Origin of the sequence: Pseudoalteromonas sp. BMB (assembly GCF_001709235.1) — a bacterium.
In the GTDB taxonomy this organism is placed as follows: Bacteria; Pseudomonadota; Gammaproteobacteria; order Enterobacterales; family Alteromonadaceae; genus Pseudoalteromonas; species Pseudoalteromonas maricaloris.
The window spans coordinates 21,540-44,554 of record NZ_MBQA01000024.1 but is presented as its reverse complement, the minus strand read 5'-3'; the positions used below and the strand labels follow the sequence as shown (position 1 = coordinate 44,554).

General features: G+C 44.5%; 20 protein-coding genes. 10 read left to right on the top strand and 10 right to left on the bottom strand.

From position 1 onward, the window contains the following. Positions 1 to 12: 12 nt before the first annotated feature. A complete protein-coding gene (locus BB427_RS02395; protein ID WP_069018817.1) occupies positions 13 to 1,623 on the bottom strand; it encodes an endonuclease in 1,611 nt (536 codons plus the stop codon). A gap of 300 nt (positions 1,624 to 1,923) precedes the next feature. Between BB427_RS02395 and BB427_RS02390 the strand changes: the two genes are divergently transcribed. The 5 genes from BB427_RS02390 to BB427_RS02370 all read left to right on the top strand — a co-directional run bounded on the left by BB427_RS02390 (position 1,924) and on the right by BB427_RS02370 (position 7,711). Next, positions 1,924 to 3,741, top strand: a complete 1,818-nt coding sequence (locus tag BB427_RS02390; RefSeq protein WP_069018816.1) for an assimilatory sulfite reductase (NADPH) flavoprotein subunit — start codon at positions 1,924 to 1,926, stop codon at positions 3,739 to 3,741. 44 nt (positions 3,742 to 3,785) lie between these two features. Further along, the gene (gene cysI, locus BB427_RS02385; protein WP_045990441.1) at positions 3,786 to 5,507 is read left to right on the top strand and encodes an assimilatory sulfite reductase (NADPH) hemoprotein subunit; all 1,722 of its coding nucleotides are present in this window, start codon (positions 3,786 to 3,788) and stop codon (positions 5,505 to 5,507) included. Positions 5,508 to 5,545: 38 nt separating this feature from the next. After that, positions 5,546 to 6,286 (top strand): phosphoadenylyl-sulfate reductase, encoded by a 741-nt coding sequence (locus tag BB427_RS02380; protein WP_039494589.1) that lies wholly within the window; start codon positions 5,546 to 5,548, stop codon positions 6,284 to 6,286. 104 nt (positions 6,287 to 6,390) lie between these two features. After that, complete coding sequence (locus BB427_RS02375; RefSeq protein ID WP_254663566.1) at positions 6,391 to 7,158, top strand: amino acid ABC transporter substrate-binding protein; 768 nt, start codon at positions 6,391 to 6,393, stop codon at positions 7,156 to 7,158. A 13-nt stretch (positions 7,159 to 7,171) separates the two neighbouring features. After that, the gene (locus BB427_RS02370) at positions 7,172 to 7,711 is read left to right on the top strand and encodes a DUF4124 domain-containing protein (RefSeq protein WP_069018814.1); all 540 of its coding nucleotides are present in this window, start codon (positions 7,172 to 7,174) and stop codon (positions 7,709 to 7,711) included. Here BB427_RS02370 and BB427_RS02365 read toward each other — a convergent pair. From BB427_RS02365 to BB427_RS02355, 3 genes are all read right to left on the bottom strand, one after another. Beyond that, complete coding sequence (locus BB427_RS02365) at positions 7,708 to 8,793, bottom strand: NAD(P)/FAD-dependent oxidoreductase (RefSeq protein ID WP_069018859.1); 1,086 nt, start codon at positions 8,791 to 8,793, stop codon at positions 7,708 to 7,710. The genes BB427_RS02370 and BB427_RS02365 overlap by 4 nt on opposite strands. Before the next feature lie 77 nt (positions 8,794 to 8,870). Beyond that, positions 8,871 to 9,083, bottom strand: coding sequence for a hypothetical protein (locus tag BB427_RS24675; RefSeq protein WP_069018813.1), 213 nt, complete (start codon positions 9,081 to 9,083; stop codon positions 8,871 to 8,873). A 77-nt stretch (positions 9,084 to 9,160) separates the two neighbouring features. After that, positions 9,161 to 9,598: a PaaI family thioesterase gene (locus tag BB427_RS02355; RefSeq protein ID WP_069018812.1), complete on the bottom strand. Its 438-nt coding sequence runs from the start codon at positions 9,596 to 9,598 to the stop codon at positions 9,161 to 9,163. Positions 9,599 to 9,693: 95 nt separating this feature from the next. Here BB427_RS02355 and BB427_RS02350 point away from each other — a divergent pair, with 95 nt between their 5' ends. Next, the gene (locus tag BB427_RS02350) at positions 9,694 to 10,455 is read left to right on the top strand and encodes a hypothetical protein (protein ID WP_069018811.1); all 762 of its coding nucleotides are present in this window, start codon (positions 9,694 to 9,696) and stop codon (positions 10,453 to 10,455) included. Between the two features lie 49 nt (positions 10,456 to 10,504). Here the strand turns inward: BB427_RS02350 and acnA are convergent, their stop codons facing one another. Both acnA and BB427_RS02340 read right to left on the bottom strand, forming a co-directional pair. Then, positions 10,505 to 13,240, bottom strand: a complete 2,736-nt coding sequence (gene acnA / locus BB427_RS02345; RefSeq protein ID WP_069018810.1) for an aconitate hydratase AcnA — start codon at positions 13,238 to 13,240, stop codon at positions 10,505 to 10,507. A 268-nt stretch (positions 13,241 to 13,508) separates the two neighbouring features. Then, positions 13,509 to 13,877, bottom strand: a complete 369-nt coding sequence (locus BB427_RS02340) for an RNA-binding S4 domain-containing protein (RefSeq protein WP_045962213.1) — start codon at positions 13,875 to 13,877, stop codon at positions 13,509 to 13,511. Positions 13,878 to 14,075: 198 nt separating this feature from the next. Here BB427_RS02340 and BB427_RS02335 point away from each other — a divergent pair, with 198 nt between their 5' ends. Then, positions 14,076 to 14,345, top strand: coding sequence for a hypothetical protein (locus BB427_RS02335; RefSeq protein WP_010376248.1), 270 nt, complete (start codon positions 14,076 to 14,078; stop codon positions 14,343 to 14,345). 84 nt (positions 14,346 to 14,429) lie between these two features. Then, the gene (locus BB427_RS02330) at positions 14,430 to 15,092 is read left to right on the top strand and encodes a hypothetical protein (protein ID WP_045990449.1); all 663 of its coding nucleotides are present in this window, start codon (positions 14,430 to 14,432) and stop codon (positions 15,090 to 15,092) included. On the opposite strand, the gene BB427_RS02325 is transcribed toward BB427_RS02330, so the two are convergent. Then, a complete protein-coding gene (locus BB427_RS02325) occupies positions 15,069 to 16,049 on the bottom strand; it encodes an extracellular solute-binding protein (RefSeq protein WP_239979698.1) in 981 nt (326 codons plus the stop codon). The two genes, BB427_RS02330 and BB427_RS02325, sit on opposite strands and share 24 nt — an antisense overlap. 156 nt (positions 16,050 to 16,205) lie before the next feature. On the opposite strand from BB427_RS02325, the gene BB427_RS02320 reads away from it, so the two are divergent. After that, positions 16,206 to 18,863 carry a putative bifunctional diguanylate cyclase/phosphodiesterase gene (locus tag BB427_RS02320; protein WP_254663564.1) on the top strand — a complete coding sequence of 886 codons (2,658 nt, stop codon included), beginning with the start codon at positions 16,206 to 16,208 and terminating at the stop codon, positions 18,861 to 18,863. Positions 18,864 to 18,996: 133 nt separating this feature from the next. Then, entirely contained in the window at positions 18,997 to 19,827 is an 831-nt protein-coding gene (locus BB427_RS02315; RefSeq protein ID WP_069018808.1) for an arylamine N-acetyltransferase family protein, read from the top strand. Between the two features lie 48 nt (positions 19,828 to 19,875). On the opposite strand, the gene cysQ is transcribed toward BB427_RS02315, so the two are convergent. The 3 genes from cysQ to BB427_RS02300 are packed head-to-tail and all read right to left on the bottom strand — an operon-like array spanning position 19,876 to position 22,982. After that, positions 19,876 to 20,646, bottom strand: coding sequence for a 3'(2'),5'-bisphosphate nucleotidase CysQ (cysQ, locus tag BB427_RS02310; protein WP_010376240.1), 771 nt, complete (start codon positions 20,644 to 20,646; stop codon positions 19,876 to 19,878). A gap of 3 nt (positions 20,647 to 20,649) precedes the next feature. After that, positions 20,650 to 21,246 carry an adenylyl-sulfate kinase gene (gene cysC, locus BB427_RS02305; RefSeq protein WP_010376239.1) on the bottom strand — a complete coding sequence of 199 codons (597 nt, stop codon included), beginning with the start codon at positions 21,244 to 21,246 and terminating at the stop codon, positions 20,650 to 20,652. A gap of 11 nt (positions 21,247 to 21,257) precedes the next feature. Next, positions 21,258 to 22,982 carry an SLC13 family permease gene (locus BB427_RS02300; RefSeq protein WP_175401223.1) on the bottom strand — a complete coding sequence of 575 codons (1,725 nt, stop codon included), beginning with the start codon at positions 22,980 to 22,982 and terminating at the stop codon, positions 21,258 to 21,260. Between the last annotated feature and the right edge of the window lie 33 nt (positions 22,983 to 23,015).

Below are 23,015 nucleotides of genomic sequence, written 5' to 3'. Positions count from 1 at the left end.
TTTTATTTATAGTTACCAAATTGCTTCGACAAACTCTGGATGGTCTACAAATGGATTTCGGTTACCCTGAAATTCATAAGCCGCTTGGTTGCGCGCTTGCTCTAGGGCATCGACAGGATCTTCGTTATGCCATCTTTTTAGCATATTGACGACCCAAGTTTCGAAGACTTGCTGTTGGGTGCCATTGAGTACCGCATTGCTGTAGCTGGTATTATTTTGCCAATTTGCAATCACATCTTGATAACGCGTTGCCATATAGAAGTAGGCACGAGCAAAATCTCCTTTGAAACTATCAATAGGCTCAAATACGGTACCGCTGTAGTTAATACCAGATGCTGAACCTAAGCGACTACCATTACTTGAGGTATAAGAGGCGCTTCCTACTTCACCAAATGGATAGTTACTACGCTTAGAATTTACATAACCATCGGAAGCAAAAATATGATGGATATCTGAATTCATCGGTTCTACTTGGCCACCAAACCAAGATTTGGGGAATGAGTGTTCACGATTATAGCAATCACCCTCGCCGCTGTAACTGCCGCATTGTGATCCGGTAGAGACATAAGTAACACTATCATTTGCTGTTGGCTTTTCAGAGTAGCGATCTAATATACTGTTATCTTTCTCAAAATAGCGGTCGCGCTCGTTCTGATCGATAAAGCTCCAAATAGCAGAATATCCTTGTGATTGGTGGTTACGAATAATCTGGTGTAACTCTGTTTTCAGTGCATAACCGCTCAGTCCAGCAGCAGAGGCATAGTAACCATCACCTGAAGGGGGAGGTGTGGTTGTGCCAAGCGTAAAGGTATGATCTTGACGATTGCTGAACTGGCCGCCGGAAGCGAGCGTTGTACCAGCGTGCGTTAAGGTATACTGGCCATTACCATTGGTGCAACAAATTCCGTCGCCATAGCTGTCTAAAATCGTAAAGGTATAACTACCGTCGTTAAGGCATAAGTTTTCATTTACTGATTGATTATTGCTATAGCCACTACCACTAGCAACGGTTGTGTTTGCTGTATTAGTGATTTGCCAGCTTGTTTCGCTACCATAATTATCGGTCATCAAAGCGAGAGTGACACTATTATTTTGACAGCTCTGAGGCGGCTCTGGTGTGGTAGAAGTTGGACCAAAGCCGTCAACGTAGACCGTTTCATTACCGTCAAAACCACTGCCATCGTAAAAACGTAAGCCAACATTAATCGCAGTGGTTGCAGTTGCGGTATAGGTATAGCTAAGTTGTTGCCACTGCCCGACATTGAACTGATCTGAATAGCCATGATAGCCGTCCACCACTAATCGTGCTTTGACACCACCTTCCGTGTGATAGACCCAAGTGCTAAATTGATAGCTTTTACCTGCTTCAACGTTTACTTGCTGTTGTAAGTCTGTGCTACTTTGCGTTGCTGTGGTTACCTGCACCGCTGCGGCAAGGTTACCGTCTTTTATTGGTGTCGTAACCGAGCTAAGTGTGATGCCCGAGTCTATCGTCGTCCATCCATTAGGGACTTGACCGCTCCAGCTCTCGAAACTGCCATTTGTAACTTCTGCAGCAGCGCTTAAGCTGAGTATTGAGCAATAAGAACTGAGTATTAGGTTTATATATTTCCCGTGTTTCATTTTTAGTCTCATTATTATGATTATCTGTATTATTGATTTGTCTGTGTATGACAGTTTGATTTTGCATCAAAACTGTTACGGCAATGTTAAACTTTTTAACGGTTAAATATCGAACTTCTTTTAATCTGTTTTCTTTGGACTTTTCAATCTTCAATAACTAAAAGGAATATAAAAGCAGATTCTATTCTTTTTGATCTCTCAATTTGCCACGTATGCTTCACGCTAATAAAAGTAGGCTACGCTGCGTGCGAGCCAGTTATGCAATGAGCAAGCAAAACCTTTTGGGTACGGGGATCCATGATGTTGTTAAGTCAACTTAATGCTGCAGCAAGTCCGCTGACACATGAACAACTGCAAAAACTACAAGGCTTAGTTGGAGAGTTAAATCCAATCCAACAGGCATGGGTGAGTGGCTATTTAGCTGCAACCGCAAATTCAGCTGCATTATCAGGTATTGCTGGACAAGCAACAGCGGGCGCTGACGAGTCTGCACCTCTGACTATTTTATTTGGTTCACAAACCGGTAACGCAAAAGGGGTTGCAAACCAAATTAAAGCTCAGGCGGAAGCGCGTGGCTTGACGACTAAGTTGGTCAATATGGCTGACTACAAACCTGCCAACCTGAAGAAAGAGAAGTTCTTAGTGATTGCTGTCTCTACTTACGGTGAGGGTGAGCCACCAGAAGATGCAGAAGCATTGCATGAATTCTTAGCCGGTAAGAAGGCGCCTAAACTGGAAGGTGTAAAGCAAGCTGTGATTGGCCTTGGTGATTCAAGTTATGAATTCTTCTGCCAAACAGCAAAGGATTTTGAAGCGCGCTTGGCTGCCCTTGGCGCTGAAATTGTTGTGCCGCGAGCTGACTTAGATGTGGATTATGAAGCTGAAGCCGAGGCGTGGATCGCACAGGCGCTAGATGCGTTGGAGCCTGCGCTTAAAGCTCAGCAGCAAGCAGGTGGTGGTAACGTTATCAGCATGCCATTTGGTGCTCCTCAGGCCGCAGCTAGTCAATATACAAAGCAAAACCCATTTGCGGCTGAGCTGAGTGTGGTACAAAAGGTCACTGGCAGAAACTCAAGTAAAGATGTGCGTCACATTGAAATTTCGCTTGAAGGCTCTGATATCACTTATCAGCCGGGTGATTCACTTGGTGTGTATTTCTTAAATGACCCACAAGAAGTGGCGGCGGTGATCGATGTCTTAAAACTCGACAACGCACAAACCGTAAAAATAGGTGAACTCACGGTTTCATTAGAAACGGCGTTGATTGAACATCTTGAGCTAACACAGTCGTATCCTGGCTTTGTTGAAAAGTATGCGATTGCGACTGGGAATGAGGAACTAAGCGCACTTGCAAACGATAAAGCGGCATTGCGTGCTTATATTGAAGAACGTCAAATCTTTGATGTGATTAAGCAAAACCCTGCCAACATTGAGGCGCAAGCACTAGTTGATTGCTGTCGAAAATTACAAGCGCGCCTGTACTCTATCGCGTCAAGCCAAGCTGAGGTGGAAGAAGAGGTGCATTTAACCGTAGGTTTAGTTGAATTTGATACCTTTGGTGAAAAGCATTTTGGCGGCTGCTCAGGTTATTTAGCGAATCGTGCTGAAGAAGGCACGAAAGTGAAAGTATTCAGTGAGCACAACAATAACTTTAGATTACCTGTCGACAATGCCACACCTGTGATCATGGTTGGCCCAGGTACAGGTATTGCACCGTTCAGAGCCTTCTTGCAAGAACGTGAGGCGCGTGACGCTGAGGGTGAAAACTGGCTGTTCTTTGGTAATCCACACTTTACGGAAGATTTCCTTTATCAAGTAGAAATTCAAAAGTATGTAAAGTCGGGTTTATTAACACATGTAGATTTGGCATTTAGCCGTGATCAGGCAGAAAAGATTTACGTGCAAGATAGACTGCGCGAGAAGGGCGAAGCTGTATTTGCATGGCTTGAAAAGGGCGCTCATTTTTATGTCTGTGGTGACGCTAGCAGAATGGCCAAAGATGTACACCAAGCACTTATCGACATCATTAAAACCCATGGAGGGAAAGATGATGAACAAGCTGAGCAATATCTTAAAGCATTGCGTAGCGCAAACCGTTATCAGAAAGACGTTTACTAACGCGTCTTGTTATACCGTCAGCCAATTTTAATGTAGGAAAGACAATGAGCAACTCTGAAATCAAACCGAATAGTAAGCTCGATGCAAACGCAAAGTTTTCTGATAATGAGCGTTTGAAGTCACAAAGTGCCCACTTACGTGGCACAATTTCAACGGATCTGACCGATCAACTAACCGGTGGCTTTACTGCGGATAACTTCCAATTGATCCGTTTCCACGGTATGTATCAGCAAGATGACCGCGATATCCGCCCAGAGCGTACTAAGCAACGCCTTGAGCCACTGCATAACGTGATGCTTCGAGCTCGTATGCCTGGCGGTATCATAAAACCACATCAGTGGTTGGCGATTGATGAGTTTGCAGCGGATAAAACCATGTATGGCAGCATTCGTCTGACAACGCGTCAAACTTTCCAGTTCCACGGTGTATTGAAGCCAAACATCAAAGGGATGCATCAGCTGCTGAATAGCGTAGGTATCGATTCTATTGCGACGGCGGGGGATGTAAACCGTAACGTGTTATGTACAACTAACCCGGTTGAATCCGAGTTACACCAAGAAGCATACGAGTGGGCGGCTAAAATTTCAGAGCACTTGCTACCCAAAACCAAAGCTTACGCTGAAATCTGGTTGAACGGTGAAAAAACCGAGACAACGGCAGAGCCGATTTTGGGTGATACGTATTTACCACGTAAGTTCAAAACCACCGTTACTATTCCCCCAAACAATGAAGTCGATGTGCATGCCAATGACCTCAACTTTGTTGCTATCGCGGATGAGGGCAAGCTAGTTGGCTTTAACGTGCTTGTGGGTGGTGGTTTGGCGATGACCCATGGTGACGTTAATACCTATCCACGTAAAGCAGATGACCTTGGCTTTATTCCGCTTGAGCATACACTTGCCGTTGCTGAGCATGTGGTTTCTGTGCAACGTGACTGGGGTAACCGAGTAAACCGTAAAAATGCAAAAACTAAATATACGCTAGATACATTTGGCACTGAGGCGTTTAAAGCGGAAGTTGAAAACCGTGCCGGTATGACGTTTGAGCCAAGCCGTCCTTATGAATTCACTCACCGTGGCGACCGCTTTGGTTGGGTTGAAGGTATTGATGGTAAGCATCACTTAACGGTGTTTATCGAAAATGGCCGTATTTTAGATTTCCCAGATAAACCACTTAAAACAGGTTGTCGCAAAATTGCAGAAATCCACAAAGGGGATTTCCGCATGACTGCAAACCAAAACTTAATTATTGCTGGAGTAGCAGCTGAGGATAAAGCGCAAATCGAACAAATTGCCCGTGAGCATGGTTTGATAGATAGCAAACATTCAGAACAGCGCAAAAACTCGATGGCGTGTGTATCGCTACCGACGTGTCCACTTGCGATGGCAGAGGCGGAGCGTTATTTACCTGAACTTGTGACAAAGGTAGAAGGGTTGCTCGCCAAGCATGAGGTTGCTGAAGAGAATATTATCCTTCGTGTAGTTGGCTGCCCTAACGGCTGTGGCCGAGCGATGCTAGCTGAGGTTGGATTTGTGGGTAAAGGACCTGGTAAATACAATATGTATTTAGGTGGTAACCGTGCTGGTACTCGCATTCCTAAGCTGTACTTGGAGAATGTTGGCGAAGACGTCTTCCTGCCAGCGCTAGATGAGTTGATTGGTCAGTGGGTCGGTGAGCGCAACGAAGATGAATGTTTTGGTGACTATGTCATCCGCAAAGAAATCGTTGCGGAAGTAAAAGTGTCAAAAACTGATTTCCACGCTTGATTTAGAACGGGCAGCTACGCTGCCCATTGGATGAGAAAATGAGTGATTTTAAGCAAATATTGACTCTGGACAGTGCAACTCAGCAGATGCTACTTGCGGATGCTAATGCCTTACTGAGTGATAAAACTGCCGAGCAGAGAGTAGCTTGGGCACTGGAAAACTTACCGGATACTCACTTTTTGTCTTCTAGTTTCGGTATTCAAGCTGCGGTTATGTTACATCTTTTGACTCAGCAGCAGCCTGATATTCCCGTGGTACTTACTGATACGGGCTATTTGTTTCCTGAGACGTATCAATTTATAGAATCACTGTCAGAGCGTTTGGCACTCAATCTTAAGATATACCGTGCTAAGCAGAGTCCTGCTTGGCAAGAGGCGGTGTATGGTAAGTTATGGGAGCAAGGCGAAGAAGGGATTAAAAAATACAATACCCTAAACAAAGTTGAGCCGATGACTCAAGCGTTACGTGAACTTAGCGCAGGCACTTGGTTCAGTGGCTTACGTCGCCAACAGTCTTCAACGCGTGCGGATAAGCCAATCGTTGAGCTCAGTCGCGGCACGGTCAAGTTTTACCCTATTATTGACTGGCATAATCGTGATGTTTATCAATATCTTACAAAGTTTGATTTGCCTTATCACCCGCTCTGGGAGCAAGGCTATGTTTCTATGGGGGATGTTCACACTACTCGTAAGCTTGAACCTGGCATGACAGAGGAAGAAACACGTTTCTTCGGTCTAAATCGTGAGTGTGGGTTGCATATTGATGGCGATGGTATTTAGATCCTCAATGTTCATTTAGTAGATTTGAGTGTGACTGGTTTTTTGACTTGGAAATTCCCAGCGATCGGTCATACTTAGTCTATTATTTGTTCAAGGTCTTGGAGGTGGCTTTGATCTACTTTCCAAAGACGATGTTATTATTGCTACTTAGTTGTACCTTGTCTTTTGCTGGCCACGCTAAAACAGCGGAAGAAAGCAAAACGTTTATCAACTTTGCAGTGCAGTATTATCCTCCCTTTATTATCGAACATGCCCAAGAGCAGGGTGTGCTTATCGATATTTTCGAGCTGTTTGCAACACAATATCATTACCAACCAAATTACCCTGTGTATCCAGAAAAGCGTTCGTCTGTAGAAATCGAACGAGGGAATGTGGATGTGCGGATGGAGTCAGAGCATTGGTATCGTGGCACTATGCAAATGTGTTGGAGTGCGCCAATTTACACAATTGAAGATGTATTTGTTACACACAAGCAGGCTGAACAATTTGATGTAAACGGCTTAAATGAACATCTATTTTTAGGTCGATTTGGCTATACCTATCCTCAGTTAGAGCCGTATTTTGACAGTAATTTGCTGCAGCGCAAAGACTACTACTCAGAATTTGATATCTTGTCCGTGCTTGCAGGTGGAAGTGACAAAAGTCTTGCTTTTTCTATTGTTGGCGCACCAACACTACGTTGGTTACAGCTGAAATATCCAGTATTAAAAAGTACCATCAGCGTGCGCGGCGTTTCGGATGTGGCGCCGTTACAATTGCAGTTTGGTCGCACTCAAAGAGCGAAAAAATTGTGTGATGACTTTAATCGCTTTTATGCTGACTTTAAAAAAACGGAGCAATTTAAGCAGATACTGTTAAAGTATGGGCTCTAAGGAAAGTCAGAGTATGAAGATGAAAGCCGCAAGTTACTTGATGATTATGATAATGCTGGTGGCGTTAGCCAGTTTGTTTGTATTGAAGCGCCCTGATGGCAAGCCATGGTTAAATGTAAATTCGTTGACCAACAAGGTTGAGCAGCAGGTAACAGAATTAACGGTTCAAGGTGCGACAGTGCTTGATAAAGTAAAAAACCACACGAAGGAGCTTGTGAGTGATGACACTCAGCAACCAACGTCTGGGGTGCAAGTGTATCGTTGGCGCGACGCCAAGGGACAATGGCATTACTCAGATAAACCCAATCCAAACGGCGAGTCGCAGCACTATCAATTAGACGAGCGCAAAATTACCGTGATAGCAGCCGAAGACACAAGCATTCTGAATAAACAGCCAGAGCAAGCCGTAAGTAAAGAAGCTGCTTCGGCATTACCAACGGCATTAAATCCAAAAGCGGTAAAACAGGTGATAGAAGATGCGAAAAACATTCAGCAGCTAATGGATGATAGAACGAAACAGCTTGAAAAGGCGCTGGAGGAAAATCAGCGCTAAAGTCGTTGTTCAATATATTCTGCAATGGCGAGACTTGCGGTCAATCCCGGTGACTCAATCGCCATTAAGTTAACAAAGCCTGATATTCCATGGGTTGCCTCGAACTGAATTACAAAGTCACTTTGCTTTTCTTTGCTTAATTTAGGTCTTATCCCAGTATAGTCCGCTGTGAGCCTACTCTCATCCAGAGCCGGCCAGTATCGCTTTATTGCGGTAACAAAGCGCGCTTTTTGGGAGTCATCAAACTGATAATCTATGTTTTCAATATAGTCGGTATCAGGGCCAAACTTGAGTTGCCCAGCTAAATCTAATGTCGCGTGTACGCCCAATCCATGCGTGTTAGGTAGAGGATAGATGAGCTGTTGAAAAGGGTGCTTACCTTGATAGCGATAGTAACGGCCGCGACAATAATAGGCGATGGCTTTGTCGCTATCACCGGTAATTTTATTGAACACATCGGGGGCGTTCAGCCCAGCGCTGTTTATCAGCTGGCTACAGCCTATTTCGAACTGCTCGCTATCGCAGCGCATCGCAACAATAAAATCACAGCCTAATTGCTGTGCATGCATAAACTCACTTTGCGTCGCAACAATCCCCCCATTACTTTCAATCTCAGCGATGAGTGACAGCATAAATTGGTGGCTGTCTAAAATACCGGTTGAGGGAGAGAATAGTGCGCTGTGTATTTTTAAATAGCTGAGCTGTTGCTCGATGGTCTTGGGTGAGGCAAAGTCAATATCTGTGACAGAGTTAGCATGGGCACGAGCCTTAATTTGTTCTAGGCTTTGCGCTTCCTCTTCGTTTGTCGCAACAATGAATTTACCGAGTCGCTGAAAGGGGATGTTTAGCTGTTCACAGTGTGTGTAAAGGAGTGCTTTTCCTCGAACGCAGAGCTGGTGCTTTAAGCTACCATAAGGGTAATAAATGCCGGCATGGATCACTTCACTATTACGGCTACTCGTATGCTCACCAACACGAGGTTCTTTATCGATAACAATAACGCTGCGGCTCTGGCTGAGCTTTGCTGCTATCGCTAAGCCTACGATGCCAGCGCCAATAATTAGGGTGTCGACCTTTTCCACAAACTGAGTACCTTCATAAACGTAGATGCTCAGGATGCAGTAAAACCAACCTAATATCAAGCTGGTATGCGTTAATCTCATCGCTCTCGACGCATCAGCAAAATGGTCAGGTATATTTTAGTCGGTAAAGAACAAATGAGACCGAGCGCGACACAGCTCGCACCAATTATAAAACCGTTTGGACCAAGATCATTCAACCAGTCGCTCGCTAACATAGTATGGCCCGTGAAAATTAAAATCAATCCCGCCACGGTGAGCATATGCAGAGGCCAAAGCTTTTGAGTTGACACAGTATCACCTCACTATTTTGTGTGTTGCAATAATAATGAGGTGGATTTGGTTTTTTGTAGTTGTGATAGGTCAAGTTTTAGCGTGATACTACGGCGGCGGTCATTCTGGAAATGCAGCATAGTTCATTGCGGCTGTTAGTGATGCGGATCTCCCATACAGATGAACGTTTACCGAGATGTACAGGCTTAGCAATGGCTGTGAGTATACTTGTTCTTGATGCTTTTAAGTGATTAGCATTGATCTCTTGCCCAACACAGTAGAATTGTTCGGTATCTACAACAAAGTTTGCTGCGTAACTTGCAACGGTTTCCGCTAAAGCAACGTTTGCGCCGCCATGGACCATACCCATGGGGTTATGGTGCTCAGGAATGGCAGGCATAGTCGCAACCAAGTAGTCGTCACCTATCTCACTGATTTCTATCCCCAACGTTTTCATGAGCGTGCCTTTACCCGTCATGCCCTCTTCCAGCTTTTTGCATAACTCTACACTTACGGGTTTGAACCAGATTGCCATGCTTGTCTCTCTTTTGAATACAAATGCTTACATTTTTTTACTATGGCGATTTTTTTTCATAGTTACAATCGTTTCATTAACATAAAGGGGAAAGTATGAAAGCATTATCGCTGATAGGACTGTTATTTTATTCAGGCTTCAGTATAGCCAACTCTCACGAAGTAAGTGTTGGCTTCGGAGAGTTTTTAGAGATTGAGGATGGGTTCTTAGGTGTTCAGTATCGACACTATCTTACTGAATTAAAGGATAATGGCACACCCCATGGTTTACAGGGATACCTGCAAAAAAGTAATAACTTCTCTGTAGGTGGTTTTAAAAATGATGATTGGCATCTTTACCAAGCTGATGCGGAATTCTTTATTGGGCGAGACTGGCGAGTCGCTGTTGATGTAACCCAATTTAGAGATGACTCTGCTCTTTTTACTGCGACGCGAGATACGATAGCGCTGGTACAAGTGGGACGTTTTGTTAGTGAGAATATGCAGCTTGGGGTTACGCTCATCGGTGAACGCTCAGAATTTGATAACTACGGAGTGGATGAACGAGATACAGAGACGGCTATAGCGCCATTTTTTCGTTATACAGAGATTGATAATGGTGTCGGATGGGATGTAAAAATGCAAAAAGTCGCAGCCGACATTGACTTTTGGCAGATCCATGCCGGTTATTATTTGGCTAAGGACTGGCAAGTGTCTGTATCAGCTCGATTACGTGAAGATGATTTTGATCAATCGGTAGTGGAATTACAGACCGATTATTGGTTTAGTTCACAATCGGCGCTGAAGTTTGGAATTGGCAGTGCGCTTGATGATGGTGGCATCAATACCATTACGCTGATTTACACTCGCAGGTTTTAAAAAAGACGGCTGGTGCCGTCTTTTCCATTAAAGTATTGCCAAAAGAGACCTATAACATTTGCCTCAATACATACTGCAAAATACCGCCATGTTGGTAGTACTCCCACTCTTTAGGGGTATCGATCCGGATATCCGCCGAAAACTTGATTTCTTTGCCATCCGCACTCATTGCCGTGACTATCACTTCGGTTGATGTGTCGTATATTCCTTCAATTTCAAACTCTTCTTCGCCAGTTAATCTCAGCTCTTCGTGGCCATCATCTGGTTTAAATTGTAGCGGTAATACCCCCATGCCGATGAGGTTCGAACGGTGAATTCGTTCGTAGCTTTTAGCAAGTACGGCCTTAATCCCAAGTAGTAAAGACCCTTTAGCAGCCCAGTCTCGTGATGAACCCGTGCCGTACTCACTGCCCGCGAGTACAACGAGTGGCGTATTCCGCTGCTGATATTGCTCTGCCGCATCGAAAATACTCATAAGTTCGCCCTCAGGTAATAGGCGAGTAATACCACCTTCTGTACCCGGAGCCAATTGATTGCGTAAGCGTACGTTTGCAAACGTACCTCGCATCATGACTTCGTGGTTACCACGACGCGAACCATAAGAGTTAAAATCAGCTTGCTTCACTCCTTGCGCTTGTAAATACTCCCCAGCTGGTGCCGAAGCTTTAATATTACCTGCTGGAGAAATGTGGTCAGTCGTCACTGAGTCGCCCAGTTTAGCGAGACAGCGTGCGCCTTTGATACTGGGGATCCCTGGTGGCTCTTTACTCATATCATCAAAGAAAGGGGCTTTTCGAATATAAGTAGAGCTATCTTGCCAATCATAGCGCTCACTCTGATTTACCGCGATTTGTTGCCAATGTTGGTCGCCTTGGTAAACGTCAGCATAGTTCTTCTCAAACATGGCTTGTGTGACTGTCTGAGATACAAGTTCACTGACTTCAGAGACCGATGGCCAAATGTCTTTTAAGAACACATCTTGGCCATCATCGGTTTGGCACAATGGCTCATTGTAGACATCGATATCTGTGCGACCTGCAAGTGCATACGCAACGACAAGTGGCGGCGAGGCAAGGAAGTTCATTTTTACATCTTGGTGGATCCGCCCCTCAAAGTTGCGGTTTCCTGATAAGATGGAACTGACAACCAGCTGATGTTTAACGATGGCTTCATTAATTTCTTTTGGTAAGGGACCTGAATTGCCAATACAAGTCGTACAGCCATAGCCCACTAAATCAAAACCTAGTTCAGCAAGTGGTTCCAATAGATCAGCTTGTCTTAGGTAATCGGTAACTACTTTTGAGCCAGGGGCCAATGAGGTTTTCACCCAAGGCTTAGGTTTTAAGCCAAGTGCCTTTGCTTTTTGTGCAACAAGGCCTGCGGCAAGAATAACACTTGGATTAGAGGTGTTTGTGCAACTTGTGATAGCGGCAATAACACAGGCGCCATCGACCAATTCAAACTCTTGATCTTTAAATGTAACCTTACCGACGCCAAGCGTTGCGGGCTCATCTTGATCAACTCGAGAAGTCCCGCCTTCACCAACAGTGCGAGCTTCATCTTGATCTGACACGGCATTTTTTTCACTGCGCTCATGCTGGAATTCACCCAAATGGGCTTGAATTGTTTTGCCTGCGTCATTGAGAGGAATTCTATCTTGTGGGCGCTTTGGACCTGCAAGGCTCGGAACCACTGTCGCTAAGTCTAGTGTCAGTACGTCGGTGTAAAGTGGTTCATCTCCAGGTTCTCGCCACATGCCTTGATGCTTGGCATAACCTTCAATTAATGCAATTTTTTCTTCATCACGATTGGTTAGTCGTAGATATTCCAAGGTCTCGTTATCAATGGGGAAAATACCGCAGGTTGCCCCATATTCAGGTGCCATGTTGGCGATGGTGGCACGATCGGCAAGTGGTAAGTCTGCTAAACCATCACCAAAGAACTCGACAAACTTACCCACTACGCCGTGTTCACGTAGCATTTGTGTCACGGTGAGTACCAGATCGGTTGCGGTTGTGCCTTCAGGCAACTGTCCTTCAAGTTTAAAACCAACGACCTGAGGAATGAGCAGTGAAATTGGCTGACCAAGCATGGCGGCTTCGGCCTCAATGCCGCCTACGCCCCAACCTAAAATGCCAAGGCCGTTGATCATTGTGGTATGAGAATCGGTTCCCACTAACGTATCAGGGTAGGCGAATGGCATACCGTCGATTTCTTTTTCGAATACGACACGTGCTAAATACTCTAGGTTAACTTGGTGCACGATCCCGGTTGCAGGTGGCACCACTTTTAGATTGTCAAATGCGCCTTGCCCCCAGCGCAAAAATTCATAGCGCTCTTTGTTGCGTTGGTACTCTAACTTAGCATTAAGATCAAAGGCGCCATCGTGGCCATATTCGTCTACTTGTACTGAGTGGTCTATGACCATTTCAGCGGGTGATAAAGGGTTGATTTTATTTGGATCGCCACCGAGTTTTGCCATAGCGTCACGCATTGCTGCAAGATCCACGATGGCTGGTACGCCTGTAAAATCTTGCATCACGACGCGTGCGGGCGTGAAAGCAACTTCTTTACTTGGTTTATCTTCCGGCTTCCAGTTGAGTAAGGCATCGATGTCTTGTGCAGTCACGTTTTTGCCATCTTCATGGCGCAGTAAATTTTCTAATAAAATTTTAAGCGAAAACGGTAATCTTCTTGCTCTATCGCTTAAAGCTGGAAGTGAGTGAATATGGACCTGACGCTCGCCGACGGTAAGCTGAGTCAGGGTGTTATATGAATTATTCATGCTTGACCCTTTCCTTATGCCAACTACACTTAAGATTTGCTCTATATAAGAGGGAAGTAGAGCATCTAATTAAGTGAATTGGTTTTGTTCTAAAAATGCAAAACAAGGTGCATAGAATGTACCAGTTGCAGACTTGCCGTTTTTTTGTACTGCTATAGTCCTAGTGTTGATTGGGAACTTTTTCAAGGGGGAAGTGCACTTTCGCGAGGCATCGGTGCACTAAAAAGGTGAGCATTTTTGTAATTAAATACGTCAGCGTCTGGGATTGCTAGCCAAAGGAGATGGGTTTTCGGCCTGTATTTTTGTCCACTTGTGTGTAAGATTTTCCTGACTTTTGTCGTTTTTTCTTACTCGGCGTTGGTGCCGTTTCGGCGCGTGGAGTGGCGACTGCTCGCGGTTGCGGCGTAGCATCAGGTGCTAAGGTTAAATGAAATTCATCACCATCAAAATGCAGAATATCGCCTGAATAAATCTTTTTACGTTTTTGTGTACATATTTCATCGTTGACTGCTACATAACCTTCAGTGATCAATAACTTAGCATGTCCGCCAGTTTCTGCTAAGTCGAGCACTTTCAAAAGGTTACACAATTCTATCGGCTCTTCTTCGAGCTCAATTTCAATAAACCCATCTTGCATTTTTATAACCTCAACATGCCGTATTTACCTAACACAGCCAGTGTCTTATTGCCTTATACGACAGTATATAAAATTACTACGGTGAATGACGAAACTTTTTCGTTAAATCCGGGGTCTTTAACATTATTGAAGCATTTGGTGTGTATCTTGCAGGCCGACCACGCGATTTGTTTTTATCAGTATTTTATGGAGGCAACGATGGGTATTCGCACAGCATTAAGAAAAGAGCTTATGAACGTAGATAAGACTGATCTAATGACCGCGGATGATGTACGTCACTATGTCAATGAGTCTCTCACGCAAGCCAAGGATAAGCTTTCTGTCATCTCTCGATTTAATGAGCATCATAGTCAGGTGCAAGCCGGACTGCCAAGTCAGGAGCGCCATCTACGTCATCAACAGCATCGATTGTTTAAAGATATTCTCTACCCAAAAGCTTCTGTTGAAAATTGGTTGTCTAGGTGTTAATTTGAAGTATTAATAAGACTGAGGTTGAAGTGTACTTCCCAGATTAGGTGCATTTCAAACTGAGGCGTAACACCAAGGATGACAATGCAACGTTTTTTCGCAATTGCTACTTTATTATTGAGTGGCTGTAGCACCCAAACCCTACATATCTTTGAATCCGGTCTCGATGAAGGTACTAGAGCTAACTTAGTTCAAGCGTTAGAAAAGCGAGATATTCATTATCGTTTTACCGAGCTTCCCGTACCGCTACAATATGAGAGCGCACAATTAAATATTCCACCGATGACTTCAGGCGACAAGTGGCTTAGGGATATCGAGTATGTGGTGAAAAAGATTGGTTTTGATACGCTGACAATTTCAGAATTTAATATGGAAGGGCACCGCTATACACCGAATAACGCGGGGTTGTATCTGGTGCAAAACAGAGCTGCTCAAGCTTTGCCAGATCTATTGTTTGCCCACCAATGTAAAGATGATTCTATCCAATTGCAGCTGAAACCCAATGGTCATTGGCAGCAGGTTGGCACTGAGTATCGGGGGCGTTGGATCTATAAAAGTAATTCTCTTACGCTCACATGGCATGAGAAATCCGAGCAGCACCCCTACCAGCAAGTGTATGCCGAGCACGAACATACAGTGCAGACATTACAGGGGCCCAAGCCTGCAAAAACATTTACCCGCCAGCAGCTTTTCGATGGACCAGTGCCTGTATTTAACTGTGATTTACAAGTGATCTTTGCTGAGTGAATTGATAACTCGCTGGGCTCGTGACACTTGCTGCAGGCCGAGTTTCACCTGTTTCGTGGCGGGGGCAAACGGAGCCGGAGCCGTTTGTGAGCTCTGAATCACAGGATATTCATGAAGCAAATTAGCATACATGGACTGAGTACTCGGTTTTAGCAAGAAATCAATAAATAGCTCGGCATTGTGTGTATTGGGTGAGTGCTTTGCTATCGCAACTGTGGTGGTAGAAATAGGCGTTTTTCCCGAGTGCATTTTCAGAAAGTGGATCTCTAGCTGTTCGGCAAGTGCCTTATCGCGCTTATTTTCGGAGTGCTGCATCATGCTCCAGTAATAGTGATTCGCCAGCGCAAATTCACATTGGCCTTGTGCAAGCGCTCGTAGTTGATCTCTATCTCCTCCTACAGGGCGTTTTGCTAATAGCGTATTAGCGTGGTTGAGCCATGAGGAGTCATTGCTATTCGAAGAAGCATAGAGGCTCGATGCTAACGTCAAATTATAACTATGAGACCACTGGCGAATGCAAAACTTACCCTGGTAAAGCGCTTTATCTAAATCCGAAAAGTGCTCGGGCAAGGGCGTAGAAACGCCTTTTTTACGGAATAATGCGCGTGTCCTTATCGAAACACTGATCCACCGCTTATCATCATCCTTGAGTTCATGATTTACTGCTTGCCAATTTGTGATCTTGTCGATAGGACGCAGTAGTGTTTTGTAATCATGCAACTGAATTAGATCGGAGGTGAGCAACACATCGGCCTTTGAGTCGGCGCCATCGCTTTTGAGACGTTCAAGCAGTTGTGCTGATTTACCATTTACGAGGTTTACGGTGATCCCAGTCTCTTTTTCAAATGCCTGGAGGACAGGTTGAATTAATTCATATTTCCTAAATGAATAGACGTTTACTTGCGAGGTGTGGGGCTGCGTTGCAACCGCTTGACCAAAATGTACCCAAAAGAGCAAAAAAAGGAAAAGTTTACTTTTATTCATTGCAAATAAGAATTATTATCGAATGGGTGTAGCATACAATGTTCGATGAAGATGTCCAGACTTAAACGACGCGTTTTTACAAATGCCATTCTCCATAGCGCTCAGCAGGTTTTTAAGCGAAGGCTTCCTGTGCTGGGGTTCATCTTGCTGTTCGCCTGTTTGATATATGTTGGCTTGATAGCGAATGTTTACTACCAAAACCAATCAGAAAGCAAAAGTGCGCAGGAGTTGACACGATTAGAATACTTACTGGATAGTAAGTTGCAACACGTTGCTCACCTACTGTATTCGATAGACGCCTACCTCAACACCCATCAAGATGCAGACTTTTATGAGATAGCGCAATCACAGCTTACCACGGCGAATTTAGGGTTGAGTATGGAAACATACGCAGTGGTTTCACCTGATCAATTCTCCATATTAGAGAAAGTGCAGCGAGAAAGAGGGTATTTTGACTTTAAAATTAGAGGCAATCTAGATAAACAGGCTAATCAATGGTTGGTGGTTACCCGTGCTGCACCTGTGTCTGAAGTTGGTCAGACCGTCGGGCAGGCGGAGGTGCTTGAGAGAGATATTTTTGCAGAGTGGGATGAGAATGACTTAACGACCTATGTCTGGCCAAATAGGCAAAAACTCAGTGTATTGATTGAGCAACCGCGTTTTGGAGAGTTTAAAACGCTACTGGGATTAAGTTTTGAGTTACCTTTTTTATTGGATTCATTATTTGGCCAATTATATCAGCAGCGTAAGCAGCATTTATTGGTCTCTTCAAAAAAAGAAATTATTTATAGCTCCGATTGGCAGAAACGCTTCGACCTTCAGAATTTAACGCCAAGTGCGGTACACACCATTAATTTTTATGGTTTGCCCATTACCATGCAGTTGTATGATGAGGCGTGTTTACATCCAAGTTGGTTAAATAACCATAGTGTACTGATTGTACTCTTTTTAGGTATTTTGGCCGCCTGTATTTTATTGGTGTGGCTCCAGCTAAGGCAACTGAAAAATCGCAATGACACCGTCAATAATTTAGTTGTTGAAAGAACTAAAAGCTTAGAGGTGTCTAACCACAGGTTACAAGTCGAATCTAATAAACGCTTAGGGGCTTTGCAGCAACAGGTCGCTGCAGAGCGTAAGTATAAAAGTTTATTCGTTAATAGCCATGAAGGTTTATTTGTACTAGACCGCCTGGGCTACATCATTGACTCCAACCCCGCTTTCAATGCGTTACTTTTTGGTGGGCGTATTCCTTCGCCAAATACAGACTTTAGTGCACTTATGCAAGACTCTGAGTGTCATGAGCAATGGAACCAGATTGTTGCCACTAAGCAAGCTCACCAAGAAATGGAGTGGTTAGCAAAAGCAGAATCGGGAGAGCATATCTGGCTTAGACATTCTGGGCATTGGCTGCATCAACCGGATAGTTGCCTGTATGAGGGGAGAGTGACGGACATTACTCAGGCCAAACTGTTCCAAGAACAATTGCGATATAAAGCGCAACATGACAGCTTGACCGATCTGCTAAATCGTCAGAGCTTTGTGTCTTTAGTTGATAAGCTCCGTGAGCGTAAACGCGCCAAGTTTACTTTGCTATATATTGACTTAGACCGCTTTAAGCTAATAAACGATACCTTAGGCCATCAAGCCGGAGATAAGCTGCTTATTGAATTTGCAACAAGAATGCGTATGCTGCTTAGTAGCTATGCCGATATTGCCCGGCTTGGCGGTGATGAATTCGCCGTCCTTATTTACGATGAGCATCTACATGAACCAATTGAGGGGGTGCTTGAAGATATTCTTGCGCGGATCCGAGCGCCATTTCTGTATCAGGGTAACAGCCACTGTGTAAGTGGTAGCGTTGGCGTACGTCACTTTACCGTTCCGTGCCTACATTGCGATGCTGAGAAGCTATTACATGATGCCGATATTGCAATGTATGAGGCAAAGAAGCGAGGTAAGAATACTTATCATATATTCACGAATGCTATCGCTTGCGAAGCAGGTCGAAAGATCCAGATTGAGCAAGCGCTACAGGCAATAGTGATGTCTCGCGAACTAAGCCTGAATTTGCAACCCGTTTATTGTCAAAAAGGGCAGAATTTAAAAGGGTTCGAAGCGCTACTACGCTGGAATAGCCCAACGCTCGGAGAAGTAAGTCCTGCGGAATTTATTCCCATTGCAGAACAATGCGCGAAGATTTCAGAGCTTGGTCGCTGGGTATTTGATCAGGCGCTTAATTTTATCAATGTCGTAGGAGACAGCACCCTTTTTGTTGCGGTTAATGTTTCTCCGTTGCAACTCCAGTCGCAGGAATTTATCGATTGGTTAGTGTCTCGCTGTGAGGATGAAAATGTTGCGATGAAACAAATTAAGCTTGAGTTGACAGAATCCGCCATGATGGCAGAGGAAAACATGCTTATAGGGCCGCTGGAACAACTTCATCAAGCGGGATTTGGCATCTATATTGATGACTTTGGCACAGGTTATAGCAGCCTTGCCCGGCTCAATCACCTTCCCGTAGATGGCATTAAAATAGATAGGGCCTTTATGTCCGGCATTGAGCTGGGCGGTAAGGCGACGCAACTCATTGAAGCGATTTGTGCGATTGCGCACAGTTTTAACCTTGTCGTGACAGCCGAGGGTATTGAAACGGCAGCGCAGCTTGATACGTTATCAAGGCTTTATTGTCATCAAACCCAAGGCTATTTTATGTCGAAGCCACTGGTTGTGGCTGAAGCTAAATGCCTTGTTTCACCGAACAAAAAAGTGCATCAGTTATTTGCCTAGTTAACCTGAGGTTTGGATAGCAAAGTGACATCTCTTTAGGCGATAGAAATAATGGCTGAAAAAGTAAAAATACCTATTGACCTTAACATGGGTTGAGGTTTTAACCTGCCTCCATCAACTTTAGGAGTCAGTCATGGAATTAGAAGCAAATATCAATCAATATCTTAGCAGCTTATCGTTACAGCACTTTGCTGGGATTGAGCTGATCACCGAGTTACAACAAAAACACCTTTCTCGCTACGCCTTCTCAAGTATTAATGCCATGTATGGTGAGCGTCTGTTGCTTGACCCATTACCACTATTTAGCCGTTTAGTGACCAACAAACGAGGTGGCTACTGCTTTGAGCATAACAAGGTGGCATTTTTAGCGCTGCAACAGCTTGGTTTTACAGTAAGGCCGGTTCTTGCGAGAGTAATGCTAAATGGTAGCTCCTCCAATCCTCGTTCTCACCGGATGACATTGCTTAATTTGGATGGTGGTCAGTACTTGGTTGATGCAGGATTTGGAGTGAAGTCGCCTCGTGTACCGATTAACATCAATCAGGCCTTAACTATCCAAGGCCGGCAGACTTATCAGGTACAAAAAACAGCAGACACAGTCAAAGTGACTCTGTTAGAGGAAGGAGAAGCTCCGCTCACTTTATATCATGTCGACCTTGCTGACGTGTTCGAATCCGATTGTGAAGTGGCGCACTTTTATTCCCATCAACACCCTGAAGCGGCGTTTGTGAATAACTTAGTGGTCTCTCGCATTACAGATTGCCACCGTTATTTACTGCGTAATCAGAGCTATTTTGAGTGGCATGAATGCGATGGCAGTGTTACTGAAACCAAAGTGGAGAGCTTTGCTCAGCTAGAGCAGTTAGTAAAAGAGACATTTTTGCTTGAAACGCCAAGAGCGATTTTAAAAAGCGTATACGATAAAGTCCTAACTCGCGCCGCAAATAAACCAGTCGAACGTTAATTCGACTGGTTTTATGCGAATTAGTTTACGGTATTATCACCTTCTAGCTTAATCTTCCAACCTAGAAACCACAAAATAGGGGTTAAGATACTCGGCTTTCTGATTGTAGCGCAGAGGCTCACCATTCACTTGGCTGACTTTTGCCCCAGCGATACTCGCCACCGCGTGTCCTGCTCCGGTATCCCACTCTGAAGTTGGGCCAAGGCGAGGGTAAACATCGGCTTTACTTTCGGCCACTAAGCATAACTTAAGTGAACTGCCTTTAGGCACCATGTCGACTTGCTCGAAGCGGGTAAGGTACTCAGCTAAATCTGGTGAAGGATGTGAGCGCGAGCCAACTACTTTGATTAAACCTTGATTGGGCTTTGTGGTGACTTTGAGCTCTATGCGAGCTTCACCCGTTTGCTTGAACGCGCCAATACTTTTTTCTGCAAGGTAGCTTTCATTAAGTGCTGGAGCATGAACAACACCAAGAATGGGTTCACCATTATTGATAAGTGCAATATTTACCGTAAACTCGCCATTTTTCTTGATGAATTCCTTGGTGCCATCAATGGGGTCAACCAGCCAATATTCTTGCCATTGTTGGCGCTCTTGCCAATCTATTCCTGCGCTTTCCTCGCTTAATATCGGCATTTCGGGAGTGAGGGTTTTAAGGCCTGCAACAATAATTTTATGTGCAGCGAGATCTGCCTCAGTGACGGGACTTTCATCTTCTTTATATTCAACATTAAAGTCCTTGGCATAAATCTCCATAATCGCTTCACCAGCGCGAATACTCAGATTTAATACTTCTTCCAGCAGATCCGTATGATTCATGACTTACCCTATTAAATTTTTTGACAATAGATAGTGTATTAGCTGCTGGACAGATTCTTCCAGCGACTGCTCGGAAGTATTTAAACATATTTCTGGACTAATTGGGGGCTCATACGCCGAATCTATGCCAGTAAAATGTTTTATTTCTCCAGCACGCGCTTTTTTATACAAACCTTTAGGGTCTCGTTGCTCGCAAATTGCAAGCGGCGTATCTAGGTATACTTCAATAAACTCGCCGCTTGCGACTAAGTTACGCACCATGTCTCGTTCTGCTTGAAAAGGAGAGATAAAAGCAGTGAGTACCATTAGTCCTGCATCGACCATGAGTTTGCTGAGTTCACCCACTCGACGAATGTTTTCGACGCGGTCTTCATCACTGAACCCTAAGTCTTTACACAGTCCATGCCTGACATTATCCCCATCAAGGAGGTAGGTATGTATGCCTTTTGCTTGCAGTGCATGCTCAAGTGCATTGGCCACGGTGCTTTTACCTGAGCCTGAAAAGCCTGTAAACCAAAGCACGCAAGGCTTATGACCTTTTAATTCGCTACGTTTTGTTTTATCTACGGCATAGTTATGCCAAACAATATTTTCGTCCATACTTTGCTCTATTAAAATGGAAAGACAAATGGAATAACAGTCAGTACCGTCGCTGAATAAATCAATGACAAGGGCAGTCCCATGGTGACGTAATCACGAATTCGATAGTTACCTGCGCTATACACCATGAGGTTAGTTTGATAGCCAAAAGGTGAGATAAAGCTGGCGGATGCGCCAAAGGCTACCGCCATTACAAATGGCAGTGGATTTACATCAAAACCACTTGCCAGCGCATAAGCCACTGGGAATGAAAGTGCTGCCGCGGCATTGTTAGTGATGAGCTCGGTAAATATCACAGTCATCACAAAAATGGCGATAAATGCGCCGTAAGGACCAAAATCCCCTAACAACCACAATAAGCTCGAGGAAATCTCTGCCGCTAGTCCGGTTTCTATCATTAACTTAGCCAGTCCTATCGCACTACCAACAATAGCGACAAGCTCAATAGGAAAGCGACGTTTCATCTCAGGGACTTTGATTGTACCGAGCACCACAAGGGCTGCGAGTAACACAATTAACCCTTTTACCAGCGGTACAACCCCAAAGATGCTAAGGCCAACCACTGTCGCAAAACTCGCAAGTACCGTGTTGGACTTATTACGAGATAGATGTGTTTGTAAGTCTAGGCCCGAGATATACACAAATTCGCGTTTGAGATTGGGGAGTGCATAAAAATCGCTGCTTGGTGCAAGTATTAAAGAGTCGCCCGCTTGTAATTCGACCTGACCGATTCCACCTTGTAGGCGATCATGACCACGACGGATGGCAATAATAGCTGCGTGAAACTGCTCTCTAAAGCGGATCTCTTTAATGGTTTTTCCAAGAAACCGCGAAGACTGACTGACGACCACTTCCACCAAGTGCTCAACGTCTTTCTCATGTTTATCATGGACTATCTTTAATCCATCGAAACGCTGTAACAGTGGCACTGAGTTGATGTCGCCCACAAATAGCAGAACATCACCAGCAAGAATTTCTTGTTGTGGCGTTACGGCGCAGATCCGTCGTTCACCGCGAATGATTTCAGCAAGAAATAAGTCTTTGAGGTCGCGCAGGCCGTTTTCTTCAACCGTGCGGCCAACTAGCTTGGAGCTTGGCTCAACTTTTCCTTCTAAATAAAACGGCACGACCTCATCATTATTTTTGCCGTTGTCGGGCAAATATTTGAGCATAATCGTGATGGTCAATAAACCAACACTCAGGACGGCGAGACCAACTAAGGTAAAGTCAAAAAAGCCCAGCGGCGCCATCCCTGCTTCTACGGCAAAGCCATTAACAATAAGATTGGTAGAAGTACCTATCAGCGTTAACGTACCACCTAAAATAGCGGTATAAGAAAGCGGTAATAGCAGCTTAGAGGGCGCATGTGTTTTGCTCTCTTTAACGGTCGTGATCAGCGAAGCAACCACCGCCGTGTTATTGGTAAAAGAAGACAAAAAGGCAGTGGATAAACCCAGTTTAATTACGGCTTTTGCGAGACTACCTTGTGCCATTGAGTGGGCGAGTTTTTTGATTAAGGTTGTTTTTTCAATCGCAATGGAAACTAGGATAAGTAGCACAAGCGTGATTAAAGACGGGTTCGCATAATTCACCAACATCGATTCAAGATCGATAAGGCCAGTCAAATAACTGGTGGCGATTGCGCCTGTGAATAGCCATGCAGCGTTAATGCGTGTGGCAAAAAGACACACGACTAACGCTAGCATAATGCCTGTTAAAATGACTTGTTCCATAATGACGTCATACCTCGACTAACAGGCTGAATTGCA

Coding starts and splice junctions, on each gene's coding strand:
- BB427_RS02395 (WP_069018817.1), bottom strand. CDS start 1,623: ATGAAACACGGGAAATATATAAACCTAATACTCAGTTCTTATTGCTCA.
- BB427_RS02390 (WP_069018816.1), top strand. CDS start 1,924: ATGTTGTTAAGTCAACTTAATGCTGCAGCAAGTCCGCTGACACATGAA.
- cysI (WP_045990441.1), top strand. CDS start 3,786: ATGAGCAACTCTGAAATCAAACCGAATAGTAAGCTCGATGCAAACGCA.
- BB427_RS02380 (WP_039494589.1), top strand. CDS start 5,546: ATGAGTGATTTTAAGCAAATATTGACTCTGGACAGTGCAACTCAGCAG.
- BB427_RS02370 (WP_069018814.1), top strand. CDS start 7,172: ATGAAGATGAAAGCCGCAAGTTACTTGATGATTATGATAATGCTGGTG.
- BB427_RS02355 (WP_069018812.1), bottom strand. CDS start 9,598: ATGGCAATCTGGTTCAAACCCGTAAGTGTAGAGTTATGCAAAAAGCTG.
- BB427_RS02350 (WP_069018811.1), top strand. CDS start 9,694: ATGAAAGCATTATCGCTGATAGGACTGTTATTTTATTCAGGCTTCAGT.
- acnA (WP_069018810.1), bottom strand. CDS start 13,240: ATGAATAATTCATATAACACCCTGACTCAGCTTACCGTCGGCGAGCGT.
- BB427_RS02340 (WP_045962213.1), bottom strand. CDS start 13,877: ATGCAAGATGGGTTTATTGAAATTGAGCTCGAAGAAGAGCCGATAGAA.
- BB427_RS02335 (WP_010376248.1), top strand. CDS start 14,076: ATGGGTATTCGCACAGCATTAAGAAAAGAGCTTATGAACGTAGATAAG.
- BB427_RS02330 (WP_045990449.1), top strand. CDS start 14,430: ATGCAACGTTTTTTCGCAATTGCTACTTTATTATTGAGTGGCTGTAGC.
- BB427_RS02315 (WP_069018808.1), top strand. CDS start 18,997: ATGGAATTAGAAGCAAATATCAATCAATATCTTAGCAGCTTATCGTTA.
- cysQ (WP_010376240.1), bottom strand. CDS start 20,646: ATGAATCATACGGATCTGCTGGAAGAAGTATTAAATCTGAGTATTCGC.
- cysC (WP_010376239.1), bottom strand. CDS start 21,246: ATGGACGAAAATATTGTTTGGCATAACTATGCCGTAGATAAAACAAAA.